The sequence below is a fragment of the Streptomyces mauvecolor genome, from assembly GCF_039532965.1.
GTDB classification, from domain to species: Bacteria; Actinomycetota; Actinomycetes; order Streptomycetales; family Streptomycetaceae; genus Streptomyces; species Streptomyces violascens.
This window is the reverse complement of sequence record NZ_BAAASQ010000004.1, coordinates 156,747-180,881: the sequence shown is the minus strand read 5'-3', so window position 1 is coordinate 180,881 and position 24,135 is coordinate 156,747. Positions and strand designations below refer to the sequence as shown.

21 protein-coding genes are annotated in these 24,135 nt (G+C 71.0%); 16 read left to right on the top strand and 5 right to left on the bottom strand.

From position 1 onward, the window contains the following. The first annotated feature begins 164 nt into the window (after nucleotides 1-164). The 12 genes from ABD346_RS03950 to ABD346_RS03895 all read left to right on the top strand — a co-directional run bounded on the left by ABD346_RS03950 (nucleotide 165) and on the right by ABD346_RS03895 (nucleotide 12,965). Nucleotides 165-1,133: an NADPH:quinone oxidoreductase family protein gene (locus ABD346_RS03950; protein ID WP_344371529.1), complete on the top strand. Its 969-nt coding sequence runs from the start codon at nucleotides 165-167 to the stop codon at nucleotides 1,131-1,133. Further along, on the top strand, nucleotides 1,130-2,311 hold the full coding sequence (locus tag ABD346_RS03945) for an acyl-CoA dehydrogenase family protein (protein WP_344371527.1): 1,182 nt from the start codon (nucleotides 1,130-1,132) through the stop codon (nucleotides 2,309-2,311). The genes ABD346_RS03950 and ABD346_RS03945 overlap by 4 nt, the downstream gene beginning before the upstream one ends. After that, nucleotides 2,308-3,414 (top strand): acyl-CoA dehydrogenase family protein, encoded by a 1,107-nt coding sequence (locus tag ABD346_RS03940; protein ID WP_344371525.1) that lies wholly within the window; start codon nucleotides 2,308-2,310, stop codon nucleotides 3,412-3,414. Before ABD346_RS03945 ends, ABD346_RS03940 begins: the two co-directional genes overlap by 4 nt. Nucleotides 3,415-3,565: 151 nt before the next feature. Then, the gene (locus ABD346_RS03935) at nucleotides 3,566-5,161 is read left to right on the top strand and encodes an ABC transporter substrate-binding protein (RefSeq protein WP_344371523.1); all 1,596 of its coding nucleotides are present in this window, start codon (nucleotides 3,566-3,568) and stop codon (nucleotides 5,159-5,161) included. Between the two features lie 23 nt (nucleotides 5,162-5,184). Next, nucleotides 5,185-6,150, top strand: coding sequence for an ABC transporter permease (locus ABD346_RS03930; RefSeq protein ID WP_344372171.1), 966 nt, complete (start codon nucleotides 5,185-5,187; stop codon nucleotides 6,148-6,150). Further along, the gene (locus ABD346_RS03925; protein WP_344371521.1) at nucleotides 6,143-7,012 is read left to right on the top strand and encodes an ABC transporter permease; all 870 of its coding nucleotides are present in this window, start codon (nucleotides 6,143-6,145) and stop codon (nucleotides 7,010-7,012) included. The genes ABD346_RS03930 and ABD346_RS03925 overlap by 8 nt, the downstream gene beginning before the upstream one ends. A 56-nt stretch (nucleotides 7,013-7,068) precedes the next feature. Next, complete coding sequence (locus tag ABD346_RS03920) at nucleotides 7,069-7,977, top strand: ABC transporter ATP-binding protein (protein WP_344372168.1); 909 nt, start codon at nucleotides 7,069-7,071, stop codon at nucleotides 7,975-7,977. Next, nucleotides 7,970-8,629, top strand: a complete 660-nt coding sequence (locus ABD346_RS03915) for an ABC transporter ATP-binding protein (protein WP_344371519.1) — start codon at nucleotides 7,970-7,972, stop codon at nucleotides 8,627-8,629. Before ABD346_RS03920 ends, ABD346_RS03915 begins: the two co-directional genes overlap by 8 nt. 115 nt (nucleotides 8,630-8,744) lie before the next feature. Beyond that, entirely contained in the window at nucleotides 8,745-9,599 is an 855-nt protein-coding gene (locus ABD346_RS03910) for a phosphatidylinositol-specific phospholipase C/glycerophosphodiester phosphodiesterase family protein (protein WP_344371517.1), read from the top strand. Nucleotides 9,600-9,717: 118 nt separating this feature from the next. Continuing rightward, on the top strand, nucleotides 9,718-9,912 hold the full coding sequence (locus ABD346_RS03905) for a hypothetical protein (RefSeq protein ID WP_344371515.1): 195 nt from the start codon (nucleotides 9,718-9,720) through the stop codon (nucleotides 9,910-9,912). After that, on the top strand, nucleotides 9,909-11,084 hold the full coding sequence (locus tag ABD346_RS03900) for a winged helix DNA-binding domain-containing protein (protein WP_344371513.1): 1,176 nt from the start codon (nucleotides 9,909-9,911) through the stop codon (nucleotides 11,082-11,084). Before ABD346_RS03905 ends, ABD346_RS03900 begins: the two co-directional genes overlap by 4 nt. A 309-nt stretch (nucleotides 11,085-11,393) precedes the next feature. Continuing rightward, nucleotides 11,394-12,965 carry a hypothetical protein gene (locus ABD346_RS03895; RefSeq protein ID WP_344371510.1) on the top strand — a complete coding sequence of 524 codons (1,572 nt, stop codon included), beginning with the start codon at nucleotides 11,394-11,396 and terminating at the stop codon, nucleotides 12,963-12,965. Nucleotides 12,966-12,986: 21 nt separating this feature from the next. On the opposite strand, the gene ABD346_RS03890 is transcribed toward ABD346_RS03895, so the two are convergent. Continuing rightward, complete coding sequence (locus tag ABD346_RS03890) at nucleotides 12,987-13,373, bottom strand: DUF779 domain-containing protein (RefSeq protein WP_344371508.1); 387 nt, start codon at nucleotides 13,371-13,373, stop codon at nucleotides 12,987-12,989. Nucleotides 13,374-13,606: 233 nt separating this feature from the next. Here ABD346_RS03890 and ABD346_RS03885 point away from each other — a divergent pair, with 233 nt between their 5' ends. Then, nucleotides 13,607-15,109 carry a carotenoid oxygenase family protein gene (locus ABD346_RS03885; protein ID WP_344371506.1) on the top strand — a complete coding sequence of 501 codons (1,503 nt, stop codon included), beginning with the start codon at nucleotides 13,607-13,609 and terminating at the stop codon, nucleotides 15,107-15,109. 12 nt (nucleotides 15,110-15,121) lie between these two features. Here ABD346_RS03885 and ABD346_RS03880 read toward each other — a convergent pair whose 3' ends face one another. Both ABD346_RS03880 and ABD346_RS03875 read right to left on the bottom strand, forming a co-directional pair. Continuing rightward, the gene (locus ABD346_RS03880) at nucleotides 15,122-16,573 is read right to left on the bottom strand and encodes an amino acid permease (protein WP_344372166.1); all 1,452 of its coding nucleotides are present in this window, start codon (nucleotides 16,571-16,573) and stop codon (nucleotides 15,122-15,124) included. Nucleotides 16,574-16,730: 157 nt separating this feature from the next. Beyond that, complete coding sequence (locus ABD346_RS03875; RefSeq protein ID WP_344371503.1) at nucleotides 16,731-17,687, bottom strand: hypothetical protein; 957 nt, start codon at nucleotides 17,685-17,687, stop codon at nucleotides 16,731-16,733. Between the two features lie 480 nt (nucleotides 17,688-18,167). Between ABD346_RS03875 and ABD346_RS03870 the strand changes: the two genes are divergently transcribed. From ABD346_RS03870 to ABD346_RS03860, 3 genes are all read left to right on the top strand, one after another. Further along, a complete protein-coding gene (locus tag ABD346_RS03870; protein WP_344371501.1) occupies nucleotides 18,168-20,375 on the top strand; it encodes an RICIN domain-containing protein in 2,208 nt (735 codons plus the stop codon). 127 nt (nucleotides 20,376-20,502) lie between these two features. Next, nucleotides 20,503-21,948 carry a glyceraldehyde-3-phosphate dehydrogenase gene (locus ABD346_RS03865; RefSeq protein ID WP_344371499.1) on the top strand — a complete coding sequence of 482 codons (1,446 nt, stop codon included), beginning with the start codon at nucleotides 20,503-20,505 and terminating at the stop codon, nucleotides 21,946-21,948. A gap of 152 nt (nucleotides 21,949-22,100) precedes the next feature. Next, a complete protein-coding gene (locus tag ABD346_RS03860; protein WP_344371497.1) occupies nucleotides 22,101-23,336 on the top strand; it encodes a PP2C family protein-serine/threonine phosphatase in 1,236 nt (411 codons plus the stop codon). Between the two features lie 88 nt (nucleotides 23,337-23,424). Here the strand turns inward: ABD346_RS03860 and ABD346_RS03855 are convergent, their stop codons facing one another. Then, nucleotides 23,425-23,580, bottom strand: coding sequence for a DUF6131 family protein (locus ABD346_RS03855; protein ID WP_344371496.1), 156 nt, complete (start codon nucleotides 23,578-23,580; stop codon nucleotides 23,425-23,427). 94 nt (nucleotides 23,581-23,674) lie between these two features. After that, nucleotides 23,675-24,067 carry a hypothetical protein gene (locus ABD346_RS03850; protein WP_344371494.1) on the bottom strand — a complete coding sequence of 131 codons (393 nt, stop codon included), beginning with the start codon at nucleotides 24,065-24,067 and terminating at the stop codon, nucleotides 23,675-23,677. Nucleotides 24,068-24,135: the final 68 nt, after the last annotated feature.

Sequence of the window (24,135 nt, the reverse complement as noted above, 5' to 3'; positions counted from 1 at the left end):
GCCCGGCCGAACAGGCAGAGCCGGTGGCGGGGGGATGCACCGAGAGGGGGCCCGATCCGCCGGGCTGTTTCCCATCGGGCAAGCAACCGCTTAGTATGCCCGCGAGCAGTGGAACGTACTCAGCGGTACGCAGCCGTATCGCGCCCAGCGTGTGGAGGCCCCGAATGCAGGCATGGCGAGTGCACGAGAACGGCGAGCCGGGCGAGGTGATGCGGCTCGAAGAGGTGGACCGGCCCACCCCGGGTCCGGGTCAGGTGCTGCTGAGGGTGCGCGCGGCGAACATCAACTTCCCCGACGCGCTGCTCTGCCGGGGCCAGTACCAGATCCGCCCGCCGCTGCCGTTCACGCCGGGCGTGGAGATCTGCGGCGAGACCGAGGACGGCCGCCGGGTGATCGCCAACCCGGCGCTGCCGTACGGCGGGCTCGCCGAGTACGTCGTCGCCGACGAGGCGGCCCTGCTGCCCGCGCCCGAGGCCCTGGACGACGCCGAGGCCGCGGCCCTGCACATCGGCTACCAGACCGGTGTCTTCGGACTGCACCGCCGGGCCCGCCTCCAGGAGGGTGAGACGCTGCTCGTGCATGCCGCCGCCGGGGGAGTGGGCAGTGCGGCCGTACAGCTCGGCAAGGCCGCAGGCGCGCGCGTGATCGGCGTCGTCGGCGGGCCCGAAAAGGCTTCCGTGGCAAGGGAGTTGGGGTGTGACCTGGTCATCGACCGGCGCACCGACGACATCGTGGCCGCCGTCAAGGAGGCCACCGGCGGGCGCGGCGCCGATGTCATCTTCGACCCGGTCGGCGGTGACGCGTACGCCAAGTCGGCCAAGTGCGTCGCGTTCGAGGGCCGGATCGTGATCGTCGGCTTCGCGAGCGGATCCGTTCCGGCGCCCGCGCTCAACCACGCGCTGGTGAAGAACTACTCGATCGTCGGACTGCACTGGGGCCTGTACGCGCAGAAGGACCCGGCCTCGATCGGGCGCTGCCACGAGCAGCTGACCAAGCTCGCCGCCCAGGGCGCGATCAAGCCGCTGATCAGCGAACGGGTCCCGCTGAAGGATGCCGCGGCCGCCGTGCAGCGCGTCGCCGACGGTACGACCACCGGCCGTGTGGTCGTCGTCCCGGACGGAGCCGCCCGATGACCGACGCCGCCGAACTCCGCAGTCGTACCCGCGAGTTGCTCGCCGCGCACCCACCGGCCACCACCGAGCCGCTCGACTTCCTCAAGGCCCGCTTCGACGCCGGGCTCGCCTGGGTGCACTACCCGGCCGGCCTCGGCGGCCTCGACGTGCCGCGCTCCCTGCAGGCCGTCGTCGACGCCGAGCTCACGGCCGCGGGAGCGCCCGACAACGACCCCCGCCGGATCGGCATCGGCCTCGGCATGGCCGCGCCGACCGTCCTCAAGTACGGCACCGAGGAGCAGAAGCGGCGCTTCCTGCGCCCGCTGTGGGTGGGCGAAGAGGTCTGGTGCCAGCTGTTCAGCGAGCCCGGCGCCGGCTCCGACCTCGCCGCGCTCGGCACCCGTGCCGTGCGCGACGGGGACGACTGGGTGATCGACGGGCAGAAGGTGTGGACGTCCAGCGCACACCTCGCCCGCTGGGCCATCCTCATCGCCCGCACCGACCCCGGCCTGCCCAAGCACCAGGGCATCAGCTACTTCATCTGCGACATGACCGACCCCGGTGTCGAAGTGCGGCCGCTGCGCCAGATCACCGGCGAGGCCGAGTTCAACGAGGTCTTCCTCACCGGTGTGCGCATCCCCGACGCCCACCGGCTCGGCGAGATCGGCGAGGGCTGGAAGGTCGCCCAGACCACCCTCATGAACGAGCGGGTCTCCATCGGCGGCATGCGCATCCCCCGCGAGGGCGGCATGATCGGCCCCGTCGCCCGCGCCTGGCGCGACCGGCCCGAGCTGCGCACCCACGATCTTCACCAGCGTCTGCTCACCCTGTGGGTGGAGGCCGAGGTCGCCCGGCTCACCGGCGAGCGGCTGCGCCAGCAGCTCGTCGCGGGCCAGCCCGGACCTGAGGGCTCCGGCATGAAGCTCGCGTTCGCCCGGCTCAACCAGGAGATCAGCGGCCTGGAGGTCGAACTCCTGGGCCAGGACGGCCTGTTGTACTCGGACTGGACCATGCGCCGGCCCGAACTCGTCGACTTCACCGGCCGCGACGCCGGATACCGCTACCTCCGCTCGAAGGGCAATTCCATCGAGGGCGGCACGAGCGAAGTACTCCTGAACATCGTCGCCGAACGCGTTCTCGGCCTGCCCGCCGAGCCGCGCAACGACAAGGACGTCGCCTGGAAGGACCTCGCCCGATGACCGAATCCGTCGCGGAAGCCACCCCCGACCTCCTGTACTCCGAGGCCGAGGACGACCTCAGGGCCGCTGTGCGCTCCCTGCTCGCCGACCGCACCGACACCCCCGCCGCGCTCGCCCGCGCCGAGTCGGACACCCCGTACGACCCGGAGCTGTGGCGCTCGCTCGGCGCCGGGATGGACCTTGCGGGGCTGCTCGTCCCCGAGAAGCTCGGCGGACAGGGCGCCTCGCACCGCGAGGCCGCGGTGGTCCTGGAGGAGATCGGGCGTGCGGTGGCCCCGGTCCCGTACCTCACCAGCGCCGTCGTGGCCACCGAGGTGCTCCTGGCGCTGGACCCCGAGGCCGGCGAAGTCGCCTCTCTGGTGAGGGAGGTGGCGTCCGGGCACCGGACCGCTGCCCTCGTCGTGCCGTTCTCGGCGGGCCCGCACTCGGTGCGGCTGCCCGGGACGCTCGCCGGGACCGTCAGCGCCGTCGCCGACGCGGCCACCGCCGATGTGCTCCTCGTGCCGACCGGCGAGGGCCTGTACGCCGTCGACGCCACCGATGCCGCCGTCACCCCGCTCACCCCGCTCGACCTGACCCGCCCGCTGGCCGCCGTTGCCCTCGACGGCGTCACGGGCCCGCGGCTCGCCGACGCGGACACCGCGCTCGCCGCCGTGCGCCGGGGCCTGCTGGCCGGGGCCGGGCTGCTCGCCTCCGAGCAACTGGGCGTCGCCGAGTGGTGCCTGACCGAGACGGTGACGTACACCCGCGAGCGCAAGCAGTTCAACCGCCCCGTCGGCTCCTTCCAGGCGCTCAAGCACCGGATGGCGCAGCTCTGGCTGGAGGTCGTCTCGGCGCGGGCCGCCGCCCGCAACGCCGCCGACGCGCTCGCCACCGGCAGCCCCGAGGCGCCGCTCGCCGTGGCGGTCGCCCAGGCGTACTGCGCCCGGGTCGCCGTGCACGCCGCCGAGGAGTGCGTGCAACTGCACGGCGGCATCGGCATGACGTGGGAGCACCCGGCCCACCTCTACCTGAAGCGCGCCAAGTCGGCCCAGCTCGCGCTCGGTTCGGCCGGAGAACACCGCTCGGCGATCGCCGAACTGGTCGATCTGCGGGCACCCTGACGGCGGGGCCCTGCCGTCGCTTCCCGCGGCCCCGGTCCGCGCCCCCGCGCGCGGACCGGGGCCGAACCGTTTTTGACCACTCCTTTACATGCGGGTTTAATTGCGATTTGTTCGCAATAGCAGTTGATCTTCAGCAAGGGGTGTGGGCCGCATGACCGCCCGTTCCATACGTGCCGCGGCCGCCGCGGCACTGGCCGGGGCTCTCGCCGTCGGCACGGCCGCCTGCTCCAACCCGGGTGGTGGCGCGGCCGGGAGCGGCAAGAAGGACTCCGCGGTCGTCGGCATCGCCTACGAGCCCGAGACGCTCAGCCCGCTCCTCGGCTACGGCAAGGACGGCAACTCCAAGCTCTTCGACGGGCTGCTCACCTTCGACGCCGATATGAAGCTGCGGCCCGCACTCGCCACCGCACTGCCCGAGGTGAGCGCGGACCGGCTGACCTACACGTACAAGCTGCGCCAGGGCGTGAAGTTCAGCGACGGCAAGCCGTTCTCGGCCAGGGACGTCGTGTTCACCTACACGAAGATCCTCGACCCGAAGACCAACAACCCGTCCAAGGGTGAGCTCGACGCCGTGAAGTCCGTCGAGGCCAGGGGCGACGACACGGTGGTCTTCACCCTCAAGTACCCCTACGCGCCGTTCGCCGAGCGGACCGTGCTGCCCGTCGTCCCGGAACACGTCGCGGCCCAGCAGGACGTCAACTCGGGCGCCTTCTCCAGCGCGCCCGTCGGCACGGGCCCGTACACCCTCACCAAGTGGTCGAAGGGCGAGAAGATCACCTTCTCGGCGAACCCCTCCTACTGGGGCGGCGCGCCCGCCGTGAAGAAGTTCACGATGGCGATCATCAAGGACGACGACGTCCGCGCGACCCGGCTGCGGGCCGGCGACCTCGACGGCGCGATCCTGCCGCCCAACCTCGCCAAGACGTTCAAGGGGGATGAGGGCAAGAAGACGTACGCGGCGAAGACGTACGACTACCGCAACGTCACCCTGCCCACCGGCAACAAGGTCGCAGGCGACACCGCGGTGCGCCAGGCCCTCGACCTCGCGGTCGACCGCGAGGCCATGGTCGACCGCATCCTGGAAGGCGCGGGCAAGCCGGCCTACGGCCCGGTGCCGACCGGCAGCCCGTGGTTCGCCGCCGGCACCGAGCGCGCCCACGACCTCGGCAAGGCCCAGAAGATCCTCGACGACGCGGGCTGGAAGCCGGGCGCCGACGGCATCCGCGAGAAGGACGGCGTCAAGGCAGCGTTCCCGCTCTGGTACCTCTCCGGCGACAAGCTCCGCCAGGACCACGCCCTCGCGTTCGCCTCCGACGCCAAGAAGGCGGGCATCGCCGTCACCACCCAGTCCGGCACCTGGGAGGTCATCGAGCCCCGCATGAAGCAGGACGCGGTCCTCGCGGGCGGCGGCTCGCCCGGAGACCCCGACTTCGACCAGTACAACCTGCTCAAGTCCTCGCTCGCCGGCGACGGCTTCAACAACATGGCCTCGTACGCCAACGGCACCGTCGACCAGGCCCTCGACGACGCCCGCAAGAGCGGCGACCAGGCGCTCCGCAAGACCGCGTACGACACCGTCCAGCGCGAGCTCGTGAAGAACCCGGGCTACACCTTCCTCACCCACATCGACCATCTGTACGTCGTCAACGACAAGTGGACCGGTCTGTCCACCCAGGTCGAGCCGCACGACCACGGGCTCGCGTCCGGCCCCTGGTGGGACGTCGAGAAGTGGACGCCGAAGAAGTGAGCCGCCGCCTCCCGTGGCGGGCGATGGGCCGCATGACGGGACGGCGGATCCTGTCCGCCGGGCCCGTCCTGCTCGCCGTCACCTTCGGCGTCTTCGCCGTTGCCGCCGCGTCCCCCTTCGATCCCGTCAAGGCGTACGCGGGAACCGCCGGACTCACCGCCTCCCAGGCCGACCTGGACCAGCTGCGCGCCAACCTCGGCGTGGACCAGCCGTTCGTCGAGCGCTGGTGGGACTGGCTGACCTCCGCCCTCACCGGCGACCTCGGCGACTCCAGCGTCCTGCGGCAGCCCGTCGGCGACGTCATCGCCGAACGCATCGGCTGGTCGGCGCTCCTCGCCACCGCCGCCTTCGCGATCGCGATCCTGCTCGGCACCGCGCTCGGCGTGCTCGCCGCGCGCCGCCGCGGCGGCTGGCTCGACCGCTGCGCCAGCTCCGCCGCCTACACCCTCGAAGCCGCCCCCGCTTTCTGGCTCGGCCTGCTCGCCATCTGGTTCTTCGCGCTCGAACTCGGCGCGCTGCCGGCCGGGGGCCTGACCGACACCGCGAGCGACACGGTCACCCCCGGCCAGGTCATCAGCCACCTCGTGCTCCCGGCAGGCGTGCTCGGCCTGTCCCAACTGCCCTGGTTCTTCCTGTATGTACGCCAAGGCGTCGGCGACGCGCTGGACGAGGACCCGGTGCGCGGGGCGCGGGCGCGCGGCCTCGCCGAACGCACGGTCCTGACCGGCCACGCCCTGCGCTCCGGCATGCTCCCCATGCTGACCCTGATCGGGTCCCGCGTCCCCGAACTGATCACCGGCGCGCTGCTCGTCGAGACGGTCTTCAGCTGGCCCGGTATCGCCGCCGCCACCGTGCAGGCCGCGACCTCCGTCGACTTCCCGCTGCTCGCCGCCCTCACGGTGCTCGCGACCGCCGCTGTCCTTCTCGGCAACCTGCTCTCCGACCTCCTGTACGGACTCGCCGACCCGAGGGTGGGTTTCGATGGCTGACGCCCACCAGAGTCCGCAGAAAAAGGCCCTTGGCCGGTGCACCCGCACCCTGCGCGTCCGCACCTCGGTGATCACCATGGCCGTCGTCGTGCTCGCCGTCGTCCTCGTACCGCTGCTGGCCCAGCTCGACGAACAGGCCGTCGACCTCGCCCAAAAGCTCCGACCCCCGTCCTGGGCCCATCCGTTCGGCACCGACGACGTCGGCCGCGACCTGCTTCTTCGCTGTGTGTACGGGCTGCGCGTCTCGCTGATGGTGGGCGCCGTCGCAGCCCTCGCCGCAACCCTCATCGGCACGGCGGTCGGTGCGGTCGCCGGTTCCTTCGGCGGCTGGACCGACCGGGTCCTCATGCGCGTCGTCGACACCTGCTCGTCCGTACCGCACCTGCTGCTCGGCATCTTCGTCGTGGCGATGTTCCGCCCCGGGGTGTGGCCGGTCGTGGTGTCGGTCGCGCTGACGCACTGGCTTTCGACGGCCCGCATCGTCCGCTCCGAGATTCTGTCCCTGCGCTCACGCCCGTACATCGACGCGGCGATCTCGGGCGGCGCATCGCGGTGGCGGGTGACCGTACGTCATCTGCTGCCCGGTGTGGTGCCGCAAGCCGGTCTCGCGGCCGTTCTCATGGTGCCGCACGCCATGTGGCACGAGTCCGCCCTGTCCTTCCTCGGCCTCGGCCTGCCCGCCCACCAGGCCAGCCTCGGCAACCTCGTCCAGAGCGCACGCGGCTCACTGCTCGCGGGGGACTGGTGGCCGACCCTGTTCCCGGGCATCCTCCTGATCCTGCCCACGCTCGCCATCGCCGGCCTGGCCGGAGCCTGGCGGGAACGGCTGAGCCCGCGCCGCCGATCGGAGCTGATGCTGTGACCGCCGGAACCCTCAACGCGACCCTGTCCGTACGGAACCTGTCCGTTCGCTTCCGGATGCGGGGCGGCCGGCACATCGCCGCCGTCACCGATGTCTCCTTCGACCTGGCGGCGGGAGAGTGCCTCGCGCTCGTCGGCGAGAGCGGCTGCGGAAAGTCGGTCCTCGCCTCGGCGCTGCTCGGCCTGCTGCCCGCCGGCGCGGAATGCGAGGGTGCCGCGCTGCTCGACGACGGTACGGACCTGATCACCGCCGACGAGCGGCTGCTCGCCCGCACCATACGGGGCCGGCGCATCGGCCTCGTACCGCAGAGCCCGGCCGCTCACCTGACCCCCGTACGTACCGTGCACAGTCAACTGACCGAGACAGTGCAGGAGTTGAAGCCTGTCCCGCGCGGGGAGCTGCGCGCCGCCGTGCACACCGCTGCCGGGCGGGCGGCCTTCCCGGCGGACCACCTGGACCGCTACCCGCACGAACTGTCCGGCGGGCTCGCCCAGCGCGCCGCGACCGCCCTGGCCCTCGTCGGCGACGCACCCCTGCTGCTCGCCGACGAGCCGACGACGGGGCTCGACCGCGCACTGGTCGAGCGCACGGCCGACGAACTGCGCCGCACCGTGGACGAGGGCCGCGCCCTGCTGATGATCACGCACGACCTCGCGGCGGCCGCCCGGATCGCGGACCGGGTCGCCGTGATGTACGCGGGGCGGATCGTCGAACTCGCCGACGCCACCAGGTTCTTCGGCGAGCCGGGCCCCCTTCACCCGTACGCTCGTGGTCTGCTCGATGCCCTGCCGGAACGGTCCTTCCAGCCCATCCCCGGTATGCCGCCGGAACTGGGAGACCTCCCGGCGGGGTGCGCGTTCGCACCCCGCTGCGACCTGGCCGACGCGCTCTGCGGCACCCAGCCGCGGTTCGACGGCCGGGCCGCCTGCCACCACGCCCACACGGAGGACCCCAGCCGTGCTTGAGCTCAGCAACATCACAGCCGGCTACGAGCGGGGCAAGCCCGTCGTGCGCGACGTGAGCCTGGCCGTGTCCCGCGGCGAGGCGGTCGGCCTGCTCGGCCCCAGCGGCTGCGGCAAGTCCACCCTGGCCAGGGTCGCCGCCCTGCTGCACCGGCCCGACGCGGGGACGGTCGTCCTGGACGGCACCACCGTCACCGACTACCGCCACCGCGCCCCGCGCGCCCTGCGCACCACCGTGGGCGTCGTCTTCCAGTCGCCCCGGCTCTCCGCGGACCCGAGGCTGCGGCTGCGCGACCTGATCGCCGAGCCGCTGAAGGCGACCGGGCGGCGGATCGAGATCCGCGAGCGGGTCGACGAACTGGCCCGCGCGGTCGGCCTCGGCGGCGACCTCCTGACCCGCAGCGCCCACGAGGTCAGCGACGGCCAGCTCCAACGCGCCTGCCTGGCACGGGCTTTGGTGCTGCGTCCGCGCCTGCTGATCTGCGACGAGATGACCGCGATGCTGGACGCCTCGACGACGGCCGCGCTGGTCGCGGCGGTCGAGAACTACCGCCGCGAGACGCAGGCATCCCTGCTGGCCGTCGGCCACGACCAGGTCCTCCTGGACCGCTGGTGCGACCGCACGGTCAGCTGGGCAGCCCCGCCGCCGGCCTGACCGGCAGGTGACGGCGGGGCGAAGGACCGGCCAACTCTGGCCAGTGGCAGGCAAGTTGTGAGCGAGCCGACGCATACTCGGTCGCGTCCGTCCCTCGTTCCCCGGGAGCGCACCCATGGCCCACCTCACCCGCCGCAGCGCCGTCACCGCCCTCGCCGCGGCCGTCGCCGTGCCCGCCCTGGCCGGCACCGCCCGCGCGGCCGGGCACCCCTCCGGCCCCAGACCGCTGCGCGGAACCCACGCGCACAACGACTACGAGCACACCCACCCCCTCTTCGACGCCCTCGCGCACGGCTTCACCAGCGTCGAGGCCGACATCTTCCTCGTCGACGGCGAGCTTCTCGTCGGCCACGACCCCACCGAGCTCGACCCGAGCCGCACCCTCGAATACCTCTACCTCGACCCGCTGCGCAAGCTGATCCGCGCCAACCACGGCTCGGTGTACCGGGGTTACCACCACCCCCTCCAGCTGCTCATCGACATCAAGACCGAGGGCGCGGCCACCTATCTCGAACTCGACCGGCACCTCGTCCCGTACCGCCGTCTCTTCAGCTCGTACACGCACGGCCGGGTGCGCACCGGCGCCATCACCGCCGTCGTCTCCGGCGACCGTGGCGCCCGTAGGCCCATGGAGGCGCAGCAGGTGCGGTACGCCTTCTACGACGGGCGGCTCGACGACCTCGGGACGGCCACCACCGCCTCCTTCATCCCGTTGATCAGCGAGGCCTGGACCGACCACTTCACCTGGACCGGCGCCGGACCGTTCCCCGCCGCCGAACGCACCCGGCTGCACGACCTGGTGGCCCGCACCCACGCGGGCCGCCGGCGGCTGAGGTTCTGGGCGACCCCGGACGTCGCAGGGCCCGCACGCGACGCCCTGTGGCGCGAGCTGTACGCCGCCGGGATCGACTGGTTCAACACCGACGACCTCGCCGGACTCGAAGCCTTCCTCCGCGCCCACGCCGGGTAGCGGCGTCACGCGCAGTCAACACCCGTACGGCGGACACGTCTTGAGCCGGTGAACAGCGCCTCCTGAGCCACACTGACGCCCGAGTGCCGCGATTTCGGCGCGGCGGAGGAGGCTCGTCATGGCTGTATCGATCTCGGTGGTGCTGCTGCTGCTCGTGCTCGCGGTCATCTTCCTGCGGACCGGCGGCCTCAAGCCGTCGCACGCGATCGTCTGCGCGCTGCTCGGCTTCTTCCTGGCCGGTACGAGCATGGCGACGACCATCCAGGACGGCCTCAACGCGACGGCAGGTGTGGTCGGTAGCCTCAAGCCATGACCAAGGCCCGCCGGAAGATCACCGACGAGGAGCGGCGCTCCCGCCTCGGCGCCCGCCACCTGCTCAGCCCCGCCGCCCGCGCACGTACACCGGAGGCGGTCGCCGAGGCGCTGCTCGGCCTGCACGCCACGGACCCCGCGTCCGTGTACCTCGGCGTCGCCGCCCGGCTGAAGGACCCTTCCGTGGCGGACCTGGAGCGCGCGCTGTACGAGGACCACACGCTGGTGCGGATGCTCTGCATGCGGCGCACCATGTTCGTGGTGCCGCGCGAGCTCGCCCCCGTCGTGGACGCGTCGACAGCCCGCGCCGTCGCGGCCCGCGAACGCAGGAACCTCGCCAAGGTCATCCAGGAACAGCTCGGCTTCGACGAGCGCTGGTTCGCCGCGACCGAGGCCGCCGTACTGGCCGCCCTCCAGAGGCGCGGCGAAGCCACCGCGGCCCAACTCGCCGACGACGTACCCGACTTGAAGTCGCAGATCGTCCAGTCCGAGGGCAAGCCCTACGAGGCCCGGCCCCGCATCACCAGCCGCTTCCTCGGCGTGATGGCCGCCGAGAGCCGTATCCGGCGCGGCCGGCCGCTCGGCACCTGGGCCTCCAGCCAGTACCGCTGGATCCCCGCCGAACCGCACCCCGAGCTGCCCGCCGACGAGGCCAAGGCGGAGCTCGCGGCGCGGTACCTGGCGTCGTTCGGGCCCGCCACCACGGAGGACGTCAAGTGGTGGACGGGGTGGACGCTCACCGACACGCGGAAGGCGCTGGCCCGTACCTCGGCCGTCGAGGTCGACCTCGACTCCGGGCCGGGGCACGCGCTGCCCGCCCACCTCGAACCCCCTGCCGAGCCCGAGCCCTGGGCGGCGCTCCTCCCCGCGCTCGATCCCACAGCGATGGGGTGGCGGCAGCGTGACTGGTACCTCGACCCCGCACATGTGGCCGAACTCTTCGACACGAACGGGAACATCGGGCCCAGTGTGTGGTGGAACGGGCGGGTTGTGGGTGGGTGGGCTCAGCGGGGCGACGGGTCGATCGTCACGGAGGTTCTCGCGGGGGCGGAGGTGGGGCGGGACGCGAGGGCGGCGATCGCCGCCGCAGCTGATCGGCTGGCCGCGTTCTTCGGCTCTGTGCGCGTCAAGCCGAGCTTCCGCACCCCGCTTGAGCGGCGGCTCGCTCAGTAACCCCAGCGGGGTTGGGCTGTGGGGTGCGGGGCCGCTGGGGCTGTGTTGCGCCCACGCGGCGGAGCAGCACCATGTCACAGCCCCGCGCCCCCAACGCCGCTTTCGGCCGCGGGTTGTGGGCGGCCGGTCGCGCAGTTCCCCGCGCCCCCCTCCGCCCCGGGCGCCGCAACTGGGTTGGCAGGCAGGCGTGTTGCGCCATCATGACGCATACATGAAACCCCCTCACCTTCCATGGACACTTCAAGCATGCACCTCTAACGTCCGGTGGCGGCGCGACGACCTTCTTTCGTACGCATCCCTAGGAGCCGCATGTCCCGCAGAGCGTTTGCCCGTGTGCTGGCCCTGACGCTTGCCGTCACCGCCGGCACGCTCGTGGGGCCGGGTGGGGTTCGGGCCGCTGAGATTCCCAAGGCGCCCGGGCACCGGCTGGTCAGCCAGTACGAGGGTGCTCCCGCGACGGCGCAGCCTGTTCCGGCGCCCGTGCCCGCGCAGAACCCGTTCATGGCGCCCAACGGGCGCAACGGCATGCACGGTGACTCCTGGGGGAGCGGCACCCACCCGTACTCCGGGCCGCTCGGGCGTGATCCCCAGGTCGCCAGCGAGCAGATCGCGCCGCTCGGCGGCGAGTGCGCCACCGCCACCTTCGACGCCGCGGGCGGGCTCCTCACCGTCTGCGGCACCTTCCAGGGTTTCAAGCTGAAGCTCCTCGACCCGCACACGCTGGCCACCCTCGCCGAGTACCAGCTGCCGCAGCGCTCCTCCACCGTCGAGGCGATCACCCGGCTCGACTTCGAGAAGATCTTCAAGGACACCTCGGGCGGTGCCTACTTCTACCTCGACAACCTCGACCGGGTGGTCCTCGCCGACTCCCGCCACCACATCCTGCGCATCGCGCACCGGCAGGCGGCGGACGGAAGGTGGGCGTTCGCCGTCGACGACGACTGGGATCTCTCCGCCGTCGTTCCGCACGACTGCATCAGCTGGACCAACCTCTTCCCCAGCGGCACCTGCGACCCCGTCACCTCCGTCATGCCGGACTGGCAGGGGCGCATCTGGTGGGTGACCCGGCTCGGCCGTGTCGGCACGGTCGACCCGGAGACCGGGGCCGTCCGCTCGATGCAGCTTGCCGGCGAGGAGATCCAGAACTCCTTCTCCGTGGCCGAGGACGGCGTCTCCATCGTTTCCGACCACGCCCTCTACAGCTTCCGCGCCGCCGCCGACGGCACCCCCGTCGTGCAGTGGCGCCAGACCTACGACCGGGGGACCGGCACCAAGCCCGGCTCCGTGAACCAGGGTTCCGGCACCACACCCGACCTGTTCGGCGACGGCTATGTGGCGATCACCGACAACGCCGACGACCGCATGAACGTCGTCGTCTACCGGCGCGGCAACGACGTCCCCGACGGCCGACGTGAGGTGTGCAAGGTCCCGGTGTTCGGCTCGGGCCGGTCGACCACCGACAACTCCCTCATCACCTGGGGCAACAGCCTCGTCGTCGAGAACAACTACGGGTACGAGAACCTCACTTCGCTCACCTTCGGTCGCAGCGTTGTGGGCGGAGCGGCGCGCATCGATGTGCGCCCGGACGGCAGCGGCTGCGACACCGTGTGGCAGAGCGCCGTCCGCTCGCCCTCGGTCGTGCCGAAGCTGTCGACCGCCAACGGGCTCCTGTACTTCTACGAGAAGGAGCCCAACGCGCTCGGCATCGACGCCTGGTACCTGACCGCCGTCGACTTCCGCACCGGCGCCGTGCGCTGGAAGAAGCTCACCGGGACCGGCCCCGCGTACGACAACAACTGGGCGCCGATCACCATCGGCCCCGACGGCACCGCGTACATCGGCGTCTTCAACGGCATCGTGGCCGTACGCGACCAGGGCTGAGGTCCCGGGGGCGGCGGGTGCTCAGATCAGCCGCGACCGGATGAGGAACCGCACCCCCTCCGGCGCTTCGAGCGAGAACCCGCTGCCCCGACCCTCCACCACGTCGACGATCAGCCGGGTGTGCCGCCAGAGCTCGTACTGGCTCGTCGACATCCAGAACGGTACACGTTCGTCGACACCCTCCACCGCGAGCGAGGCGAGCAGGACGTCCGAGCCGCCGGTACGGAACTCACCCTCCGGGTAGCACATCGGCGCGCTGCCGTCACAGCAGCCGCCCGACTGATGGAACATCAGCGGACCGTGCGTCGAGCGCAGTCTGCGGATCAACTCGCGGGCAGCGTCGGTGAGTTCGACTATCTGTGCGTCCGTCGTCGTCGGCGTCGGTTCCGGATGGTCTGCGGGCGTCATCGTCTCCCTCGCTCCTCCGGGCCGCACGGCAGCCCCCTGCGGGCCGTGGCGCGCGGATCCGGTGGTCACACCTCACCATGCGGGTGGTTGCAGGCGGGTTGCAACCACCTGGCACCGGGGGGCCTGGCACCACCCCAGTCCGGGCCCCAGGCCTCCTGACCCGGCCCCGGCTCCTGCCACAGGATCGTGAGCGACAGATCCGTACGGCGAGAACAGAAGGCAGAGGCCCGGGGATGAGCGGACACACTCGGCGGAACGTGCTGCGGGGCACGGCGGCGATCGCGCTGGCGGGAGGGACGACGGCGCTGCGCGGCGGGCCGGCGGCAGCCCTGGCTCCCGCCGCCTCCGCGGCCCCGGGCGGCAGTCCCTTCTACGAAGGCGTCTTCGCGCCGGTGACGGAAGAGCTGACGGCGTTCTCGCTGCCCGCCACCGGCCGCATCCCGCGCGAACTGAACGGCCGCTATCTGCGCAACGGCCCCAACGCCTTCGGCATCGAGGACCCGCGGGCCCACCACTGGATGACCGGCCCCGGCATGGTGCACGGCGTCCGCCTCGGGAACGGCCGCGCCGAGTGGTACCGCAACCGCTGGGTCCGCTCGGCCGCCGTCGCCGGGAAACTGGGGGAGAAGCACCCGGGGCCGGTGCCCGAGGACGACTTCGCCTGCAACACCCATGTGATCCCGTACAAGGGCCGCATCCTCGCGACGCAGGAGAGCGGGCCGCTGCCGTACGAGCTCGACGGCGAGCTCAACACGGTGCGCCCGTACGACTTCCGGTCCACGCTGAGCGGGGCTTTCGCCGCCCACACCAAGTACGACGCCCACGCGGACGAGTTGCACGCCATCGCGTACTACCCGACCTGGGACCACGTGCGCCACATCGTCGTGGACCGCACCGGGAAGGTGGCCAGGACGACCTGGATCCCCATGCCCGCCGGCGCGATGGTGCACGACTTCGGGCTCACCGAGCGGCACGTCGTCGTCATCGACATCCCGGTCTCCTTCGATCCGGAGGCGGCCCGGAGCGGCGCGCCCGTGCCGTACGTGTGGGACGACCACCATGCGGCGCGGGTCGGGGTCATGCCGCGCGAGGGCGGTCCGGTCCGCTGGTTCGAGGTGGACCCCGTCTTCTACTCGCACACGCTCAACGCGTACGAGGAGGGGGCGACCGTGGTCATGGACCTCACCACTTACCCGGCGCCGTTCTTCGTCGCCGGTCGCGGCTCCGGCGGGCCGGCCGCGACCGGGACGCCCGCGCTCGACCGCTGGACGATCGACCTGGAGCACGGCCGCGTCCACCAGCGGCGGATCGACGACCGGCCCCAGGAGTTCCCGCGCGTCAACGAGGGGAGGGTGTCCAGGCGTCACCGGTACGGCTACTCCGCGGCAGCCGCGGACTTCTTCGCCGCGTACGAGACGGTCGACGGGGTCCCGCCCGACAAGGCGTTCAGCAGCGCCCTGATCAAGCACGACCTGTTGCGCGGCACCTGTGAGGTGCACCGGCTTGCGAAGGCGGCGGCCGCGGGCGAAGCCGTGTTCGTGCCGCGTGACGGGGACGGCCACAAGGCGGCCGAGGACGACGGCTACGCGCTCGCCTACGTCCACAATCCGGAGCGGGGTGCGAGCGACCTGCTGATCCTGGCCGCCCAGGACTTCACCGGCGAGCCGGTCGCCCGCATCCATCTGCCGGGCCGGGTACCCCTTGGTTTCCACGGCAGTTGGGTACCCGACGCCTGATATGACTCGTCGTCAGATGAGGTCCATCGCCGCCACCTCGTCGGGGCTGCCGTAGCTGACCGGCCCCTGGAAGCGCCGACGGGCGGTGGCGAACCACCAGACGGTTGCGATGAGCAGCACCGCGCCCAGGGCGATCGGCGCGTAGTTGAAGTTGTCGGCGGTGATGGGGGAGGCCTGGGGCAGCATGAACAGCACACTGCTCAGCGCGATCCAGACCACGGCGATCGCCGCCACCGGCTTGCCGAAGCGTCCCAGGTTCCAAGGGCCGGGCTCGAAGTTGCTCAGCCGCAGCCGCAGGAAGATGGGCACCCCGTACGCCAGATACAGGCCGACCACGTTGACGCTGACGATGGCGGTGAAGGCGGTGTGCGACCACAGGGCCGGAACGATCAGCACAAGCGCACAGGCCGCGGCGAGCCATACCGCCTTCACGGGTGTGCGGGTGCGCAGCGACACCGAGTGCCACCAGCGCGACCCCGGCATCGCCCCGTCCCGCGAGAAGGCGAAGATCTGGCGGGTGTTGCTGGTCATGTTGGCGAGGCCGCAGAACAGCATGGCCCCGATCACGATCAGCAGGAGCAGCTTGGCGGTACCCGCGCCGAGCGCGTCGACGAGGATCTGCACGGGCGGCGCCGCCGCCTGGAGCTCGGAGGCGTAGTCGCGGATCGCGTACACCAGGGCCAGCATGAGGACGAGCCCGGCGAGCGCCGAGTAGATGATCGCGCGCATGATGCCCTTGGGGGTGTTGACGGTGGCCTTCACCGTCTCCTCGGACATGTGGAAGCTGCCGTCGAAGCCGGTGAACGTCCAGCTCGTGACGAGCAGGCCGAGCATCGCGGCGTACAGGCCATTGCTGAACCCGGTGCCGTTGACGAAGTGCGTCGCGAACGAGACCGGCTGGTGCGAGGAGGGCTTCACGGTCAGGGCCACGACGATCACCACCATGCCGACCAGGAGCCACCACACGGAGATCCGGTTCACCAGGGCGACCAGCTGGACGGTGTAGGTGTTGGCGAGCGCCTGGACCAGCAGGATCGCCGTCGCGATGCCGACCGTCTGCTGCTGTGTGGGCTCGTACGACGACCACTGCATGCCGATGAACGCCTGGATGAAGGTCGCGGCGGCGTAGTTGGTCGCGGCCGTGCCGCCGACCTGGCCGACGAAGTTCAGCCACCCCGTGTACCAGGACCAGGCGCCACGATGACGCTTGGCGAGCTTGCCCGCGGAGAAGTACAGGGCGCCGCTGGTCGGGTAGGCGGAGGCGATTTCGCCCATCGCGGCGCCCACGAACAGCACCATGACCGAGACGCCGATCCAGCCGAAGACGAGAATACGGGGACCGCCCGCACCCATTCCGAAACCGAATGCGGAGAAGATTCCGGAGATGATGTTGATGATGGTGAAGGATATGGCGAAATTGTCGAAGGCATGAAATCTCCGGGTGAGTTTCCGGGGATATCCCATCGCGTGCAGCGTGGCATCGTCGTCGAGTGCCACGGATGATTCCCGGTCTCGGATCGGCGAGCGGGTGCGGGACGTGCGCTCGGACACAGTGGCAACCTTTCCTGGGGGGTGAAAAGACGCGTAGGTCTCGCGGGCGGGTCGTGGTGGGCCGTCGTGGTCAGGCCGGGGCGGGGGTCGGGAGTCCGCAGGACTTCCTGGCCCTGGTCAGCTGTTCCCCGGGGTCGCCGAACGCACTCCAGGGCATCCGCGATGCGTACGGCCCCATCGCGGTGAGGACTTCCCGCGCTTCGAATTCCCGCTTCGCCATGAACAGGGCGTGCGCCAGATAGGCCAGGTCGAGTACGGGCGTGAAATGGTAACTGGCCGCCTGGGGAAACCAGTTGTGGTAAATGCCGAGGATGGTCGCGGCCCATTGCGGCTGTTGCCACGTGTGGTCCGCGAGGAGGACGTTCGGGTCGTAGTCCTCGACGAGCGCGACCAGCGGCAGGAGCCGTAGAGCGGACGTGGCGGGCGCCCGGTGGCTGAGGAACGAGGCGACGTCCCACCGGGCGCTCGCCGAACCGCCGTGACGGGTGAAGAAGCAGGCCAGAAACCGGTGATGGGCCTCGCGGTGCCAGGGGTCGAGCCGCAGCACATGGGCGAACATCTGCCAGGGGCCGGGCGGCGCGGTGAGCAGTCCCCTCGGGGCTGGATCGCGGGGCCCGTCGATGCGGGCCAGGGCCAGTTGGGCCACCCACGGGGTCGGGTCCTGGGGCAGCAGGCGCGCCGCCCGCATGCAGGCCGCCTGTGCTATGCGCAGCAGGGCATCGGTCCGGGCATCCCCGGCATCGGCCATGCGCAGCGCGCGGATCATCGCCACGCGCGCCCCCAACAGGGCTGCTTCCGGGCCGGGTTCCTCGGCCATCCAGCGTTCCGCTAGGTCCGAATCGGCCGCTTCCGAAGCCAGAACGAGGGAGCGGTGGGCCCTCAGCTCGTAGTTCCCACGCGTCTCTTCGAGGACGTTGTGGGCGCCGAGGTAGCGCCCCGCCCGCACATCCGTGCACGCGCGCGCCAGCTCGCGATCGTCGGCCGCCGGATGCCACACATAGTGTCCCTCGAACGAGCCGGCAGCCACGATCCTCTCCCCGTCCCCGCAGACGACGCCCTGCGCCCTACGAATTCCAGCCATGCGGAATTACGCCGGAGTCCGAGCTCTTACGCAGGTTCACCGACAGCGATCCACACCTTACTCATCCTTTAGGAGTATCGAAACTCGTCGCCCGGAATATCTGGTTCCGTGGCCTTTGGGGATGGGTTGTGGATCGGGTTGAGGAGCACATATCCCTTGGCTTTCAGTCAGTTTCCGGTGGCGCATTCCTGCTGTTGTCCCGGGAGGGTATGTATTCGGCATATTCGGGGGCGCGCCTGCCCCCTCCGTGGGCGGCCCGCATCGGGGTGCGGCGCCCGCCGTCCGTCGCCGTGGCCGACAAAAGTCCAAGTCCGGCCGACGGATGTCCGTGGACGGTGTGCCGCGTGGTGCACAGACTGCCCACCACGCGGTCGGCCCCGCCGCCGACGAGCACCGTTCACCGCTCCCACACCAGAAGGAGTGCCCGTGTCCACCCCCACCTTCAGAGCAGCCGCGGCCGCGGTCGGCGCCGCGGTTCTGGCGCTGGCCGCCGCGGTGGTGCCGCCCGCGGCGGCCGCGTCCCCGGACGCCACGTACACGATCAGCGTCGGATCCCCCGTGCCGTACACGCACCCGACGGACACCCCTGCCTCGACCTATGTCGACAAGGACGGCACGTTCTACTTCCAGCAGTCCGCCGCCCTGTACGGCGCGAAGGACCCCCGGTACTGGGACTTCTTCACGGGCACCGACATGGACAGCGCCGCGCGGTCGAGCGCCATCAGCGACGCGGTGAACCCGGCCGACGCCAACGACAGGAACAACGACACCACCTACCGCTGCAACAACAGCCCGACCGGCCTGGAGGCGACGTACGCGGTCGGCAACGCGGGCTATTCGCAGAAGAACTACTGCGACCTGTCGGGGGTGTGGGTCGACCCGGACACCGGCGACTGGTACGGGCTCGTACACAACGAGTTCACCCCGGCACCGTTCAACGACGGCATCCACTTCGACGCCATCGACTACGCGGTGTCGAAGGACCAGGGCCGGAGCTGGACCATCAAGGACCACGCGATCACCTCGCCGTACAGCACCAAGCGCGGCGACACCACACAGTTCCCGCACGAGACGTACTCCTACGGCGACGGCGACCAGCGGCTTTTCGTCGACACCGCGTCGGGCTACTTCTACGTCTACTACGGCTCGCGGATCGTCGCGAAGGGGGGCAACTGGGAGGACAGCCTCGCGCATGTCGCCCGGGCGCCGATCTCCTCGAAGATGGCCAAGGGCTCCTGGCAGAAGTGGTACGACGGCCACTGGTCGCAGCCGGGCGTGGGCGGCCTGGAGAGCAACATGGTGCCGGCCGACGGTGCCGGCTCCACCGGGTACACGCCGGTCGCCGGTGACTACAACCCCGCCAACGCGGGCACCGTGAGCCAGCAGATCGCGGCGGGCCAACTCCCCACGAAATCACCGCTGTTCGTCATGAACATCACCTACAACGCCTACCTGGGCCTGTACATCGGCGAGCCCGAGGCGGTGAACGGGACGGCGCCGCAGCGCTTCTACGCCACCGACGACCTCACGAGCCAGAAGTGGCACCTGATCGGCGACACCGGCGGCTACACCAACAACTCCTGGTACCGCTGGTTCCTCGACGGCGCGAACCGCACCAACTCCACCATCGTCGGCAAGACCTTCAGGTCGTACTGCTCCATCGACTGCCACGGTGGCGCGGACGGCGAGTACGTCGACGTCACGATCGGTTCGTCGGCGCCCGCCGCGCCCCCGGTCGACGTCACGAAGTCGTACCGGATCGGCAGTGGCGACGGCCGGGTACTGGCCCAGGTCTCCGGCAGCTCGTCGACGACCTCGGGCGGGGCGGCCACCGGATCCGCGCTGGAGTCCTGGGTGTTCACGGCCGGCGGCGACGGCTCGTACCGCATCGCCAACGCCTCCACCGGACAGCTCCTCGGCGTCCCCTCCACGTCCAAGGCCGGACGGGCCTGGGGTGCCAAGCCGACCGTCGCCGCCGCAGGGTCGGGCGGCCCCACCGTCGGACAGCAGTGGTTCATCGTCCCCGTGACCACCACCGGCTCATATCGCCTGGTCAACCGGTACAGCGGCCTCGTGCTCGGCCTGTCCGCGCAGGCCGGCCGGCTCGCCGAGACCACACCCACGCGCACCTGGACCGACACCACGGGCAGCACGGTCGGCGGCGCCCGCAGCGCGGCCGAACAGACCCTGACCCTCACCCCCACCGGCTCCGCGACGGGCGGGTCCCTGGACGGCACCCACACCCTGGTGGCCTCGGGCAAGTCGCTCGACGATCCGGGCCACTCGACGACCCAGGGCACCCAGCTCATCACCTGGAGCCCCAACGGCGGGGCCAACCAGAACTGGGTCTTCACCCGGCAGCCCGACGGCAGCTACCAGATCGCCAACGGCGAGTCGAAGCTGTGCGCCGACGTCAGCGACAGCTCCCGTACGGCCGGGGCGAAGGTCATCCAGTGGGCCTGCACCGGCGGCGCCAACCAGCACTGGGCGGTCACCGCCCTGGCCGGCGGCGGATACACGATCAAGTCCACATCCAGCGGACTGCTGCTCACCACGGCCTCCACGAGCGACGGTGCACCGGTCACCCAGCAGCCCGACACCGGCTCCGCGCTCCAGCACTGGGCCATCGGCTGAGCGGGCGGACCGGTCGTCGCCGCAGGGGAGTGACGACCGGTCCGCCGACCAAGAGGGGCACCACTTGAACGATCAAAATCAGCGGGGGGTTAGCATATGAGCGCCGCCTAGCTCGAAAGATGAACCTGTGACTGTCAATGACGACTCGTTCACCAACTGGAAGAACCGCGAGGAGATCGCGGAGTCGATGATCCCCATCATCGGGAAGCTGCACCGCGAGCGGGACGTGACGGTCCTGCTGCACAGCCGCTCCTTGGTGAACAAGTCGGTGGTCAGCCTTCTGAAGACCCACCGATTTGCCCGCCAGATAGCCGGCGAGGAGCTCTCGGTCACCGAGACGCTGCCCTTCCTGCAGGCTCTGACCACCCTCGATCTCGGCCCCTCCCAGATCGACATCGGCATGCTCGCCGCGACGTACAAGGCGGACGACCGCGGCCTTTCGGTCGAGGCCTTCACCGCTCAGGCCGTCGCCGGCGCCATCGGCGAGAACAAGATCGAGTGCCGCGAGGGCCGCGACGTCGTCCTGTACGGCTTCGGCCGCATCGGCCGCCTCGTCGCCCGCCTCCTCATCGAGAAGGCCGGCTCGGGCAACGGCCTGCGCCTGCGCGCCATCGTCGTCCGTGGCGGCGGCGAGGCGGACCTCGTCAAGCGCGCCTCGCTGCTGCGCCGCGACTCGATCCACGGCCAGTTCCAGGGCACCATCACGGTGGACGAGGCGACGAGCACGATCATCGCCAACGGCAACACCATCAAGGTGATCTACGCCAACGACCCGTCCGAGATCGACTACACGGCGCACGGCATCAAGGACGCCATCCTCATCGACAACACGGGCAAATGGCGTGACCGCGAGGGCCTTTCGCAGCACCTGCGCCCCGGTATCGACAAGGTCGTCCTGACGGCCCCGGGCAAGGGCGACGTTCCCAACATCGTCCACGGCGTCAACCACGACACCATCAAGCCGGACGAGCAGATCCTGTCCTGTGCCTCCTGCACCACCAACGCGATCGTCCCGCCGCTGAAGGCCATGGCCGACGAGTACGGCGTGCTGCGCGGCCACGTGGAGACCGTCCACTCGTTCACCAACGACCAGAACCTCCTGGACAACTACCACAAGGCCGACCGCCGTGGTCGCTCCGCGCCGCTGAACATGGTCATCACCGAGACCGGTGCGGCCTCGGCCGTCGCCAAGGCGCTGCCCGACCTCAAGGCGCCGATCACCGGCAGCTCGATCCGCGTGCCCGTCCCGGACGTCTCGATCGCCATCCTGAGCCTGCGCCTGGGCCGCGAGACCACCCGCGACGAGGTCCTCGACTACCTCCGCGACGTGTCGCTGCACTCGCCGCTGAAGCGCCAGATCGACTTCACGACCGCTCCCGACGCCGTCTCCATGGACTTCGTCGGCTCGCGCCACTCCTCGATCGTCGACGCCGGCGCGACCAAGGTCGACGGCGACAACGCGATCCTCTACCTCTGGTACGACAACGAGTTCGGCTACTCGTGCCAGGTCATCCGCGTCGTCCAGCACGTCTCCGGGGTCGAGTACCCGACCTACCCGGTGCCCGTGCTCTGACCCGGCGGACCCGCCGACCCGGAGGGCAATCGGATGCGACGGCATCCGGTTGCCCTCCGGGCGTATCGGGCCCGTCCGGCGGGCCCGATACCGCGATGCCGCCTATCGTGAAGAGCACAAGATCGAAGAGGCGTCGCGCGGGCAGGTGCACTGTGAACGGGTCCGGCATCGACTACGAGGCGGTGTTCCGGGCTCTGCCCGGCCCGGTGGCCCTGCTGACCACGGACCTCGTGTACGTCGAGGTCAACGACTCCTTCCTCGCCGTCTCGGGCCGCACCCGGGAGCAGCTCGTCGGCCGCTACCTCTTCGACGTCTTCCCCGACAACCCCGGCGACCCGGACGCCACCGGCATGCGCAACCTGCTCGCCTCGCTGCGCCGCGTCGCGGAAACCGGCGAGCGCGACACCATGGCGCTGCAGCGCTACGACGTGGAGGATCCCTCCACCCCCGGCGTCTGGGAGCAGCGGTACTGGAGCCCCGTGAACACCCCCGTGTTCGGCGAGGACGGCAAGGTGGTCCTGATCCTGCACCGGGTGGAGGAGGTCACCGAGCTCATGCGTGCCCGCGGCCGGGCCGGCGCGGCGGACGGGGACCGGGCCAGAGTGCTCGAGGCCGAGCTGTACACCCGTGCCCGCGAGCTCCAGGAGCTCAATGAACAGCTGCGCAGGGCCCACGCCCGGGAACACGAGGTCGCCCTGTCCCTGCAGGCCGCCATGCTGCCGGCGCCGGGGCCGATCGGAGAGCGCAGCGCGGCGGTGCGCTACCGTCCCGCCGTCGGCGCGCTCAATGTGTGCGGCGACTGGTACGACCTGGCCGAACTGCCCGGAGGCCGGCTCGCGGTCGCCGTCGGCGACGTCGTCGGGCACGGCCTTGCCGCGGCCGGGGTCATGGGGCAGCTGCGCAGCGCCCTGAGCGCCGCCTCCCGCGTGGCCGCGGGGCCCGCCGGGGCCCTCGACGTGCTCGGCCTGTACGCCCGCTCGGTCGAGGGCGCCGAGTCCACGACCGCGTTCCTCGCCGTGGTCGACTGGAGAGACCACACCCTGACCTACAGCAGCGCGGGCCATCTGCCCGCGGCTCTGCTCCATCCGGACGGCACGGTTGAATTCCTCGACGGCGCCACCGACCCTCCGCTGGGCGCCCGCCCTCAGCACGTGGCCCGCCCGCAGGCCGCCGCTGCCTTCACTGCCGGAGCCAGCCTCGTCCTGTATACCGACGGACTCGTCGAGCGCCGCCACGAGGACATCGACAAGGGCCTGAGCCGCCTCGCCAAGTCCCTCGCCCGTCACCACGGCGCCGACCCGGAACCCCTCGCCGACGCGATCCTGGCCGATCTGATGCCGTCCGGCGGCGCCACCGACGACACGGCCTTGATCGTCATCGGCCTCTGACGTCGCCATCGGGCCCTGAGGCGCACGGCTCCGCCCGGGACCGGGCATCGTGCTGGTCCCGGGCTGATGGAGCGTCAGGCTGCTTTGCCTACCAGTAGTGCCGCCGTCCGCCGACCGCGTGGCCGACCGATCCCAGGATCCACAGGATGGCGCCGATGATGAGCAGGATGATGCCGATGGTCCACAGGATGGAGATGCCGGTCACGAACCCGACGACGAGCAGGATGACTCCGAGGACGACCATGATGCCCTCCGATCTCACGGAAGAGTTTGAGTCCCTGCTATCCAGAGTAGATCGGCACACCGCTCCGCGCGGTGTGGAGCCCCGACCCGGAGCACTACCCGTTGGTCAGCCGGACCTGCACATCCACTTCCTGGTCGCCCGCCGCGCTGCCCGCCGTATCCACGGAGAAGGCCGCCGCCAGCGTCCGGCGCAGCCGGTCCACGGCCACGGGGCCGCCTTGGAGATCGGCCGTGACGGGCCCGGCCAGCAGGACCCCGGCGACCTCGGCCGGCATGTGGTCGACGACGAAGCTTCCGGCCCAGGCGGCCGGGCGCGGCCCCTCGCGGCGGCCGGGCACGGCTCCCGCACGGTCGGAGGCGAAGTGGGTGCCGAGCACCTCGAAGACCGCGTCCGCGTCGGCCGCGGAGCACTCGCCGAGCATGACCTGCACCCGGTCGGGGGAGTCGGCCCCGGCGCTCCGGGAGGCCGGGGAAGGTGAGTCGTTCACGCTGTTCTCCGTGGTTCTCGCTGGTGTGAAGGGCCGGTCCGTTCGAAGGGGCGAGGCCCGAAGGGCGT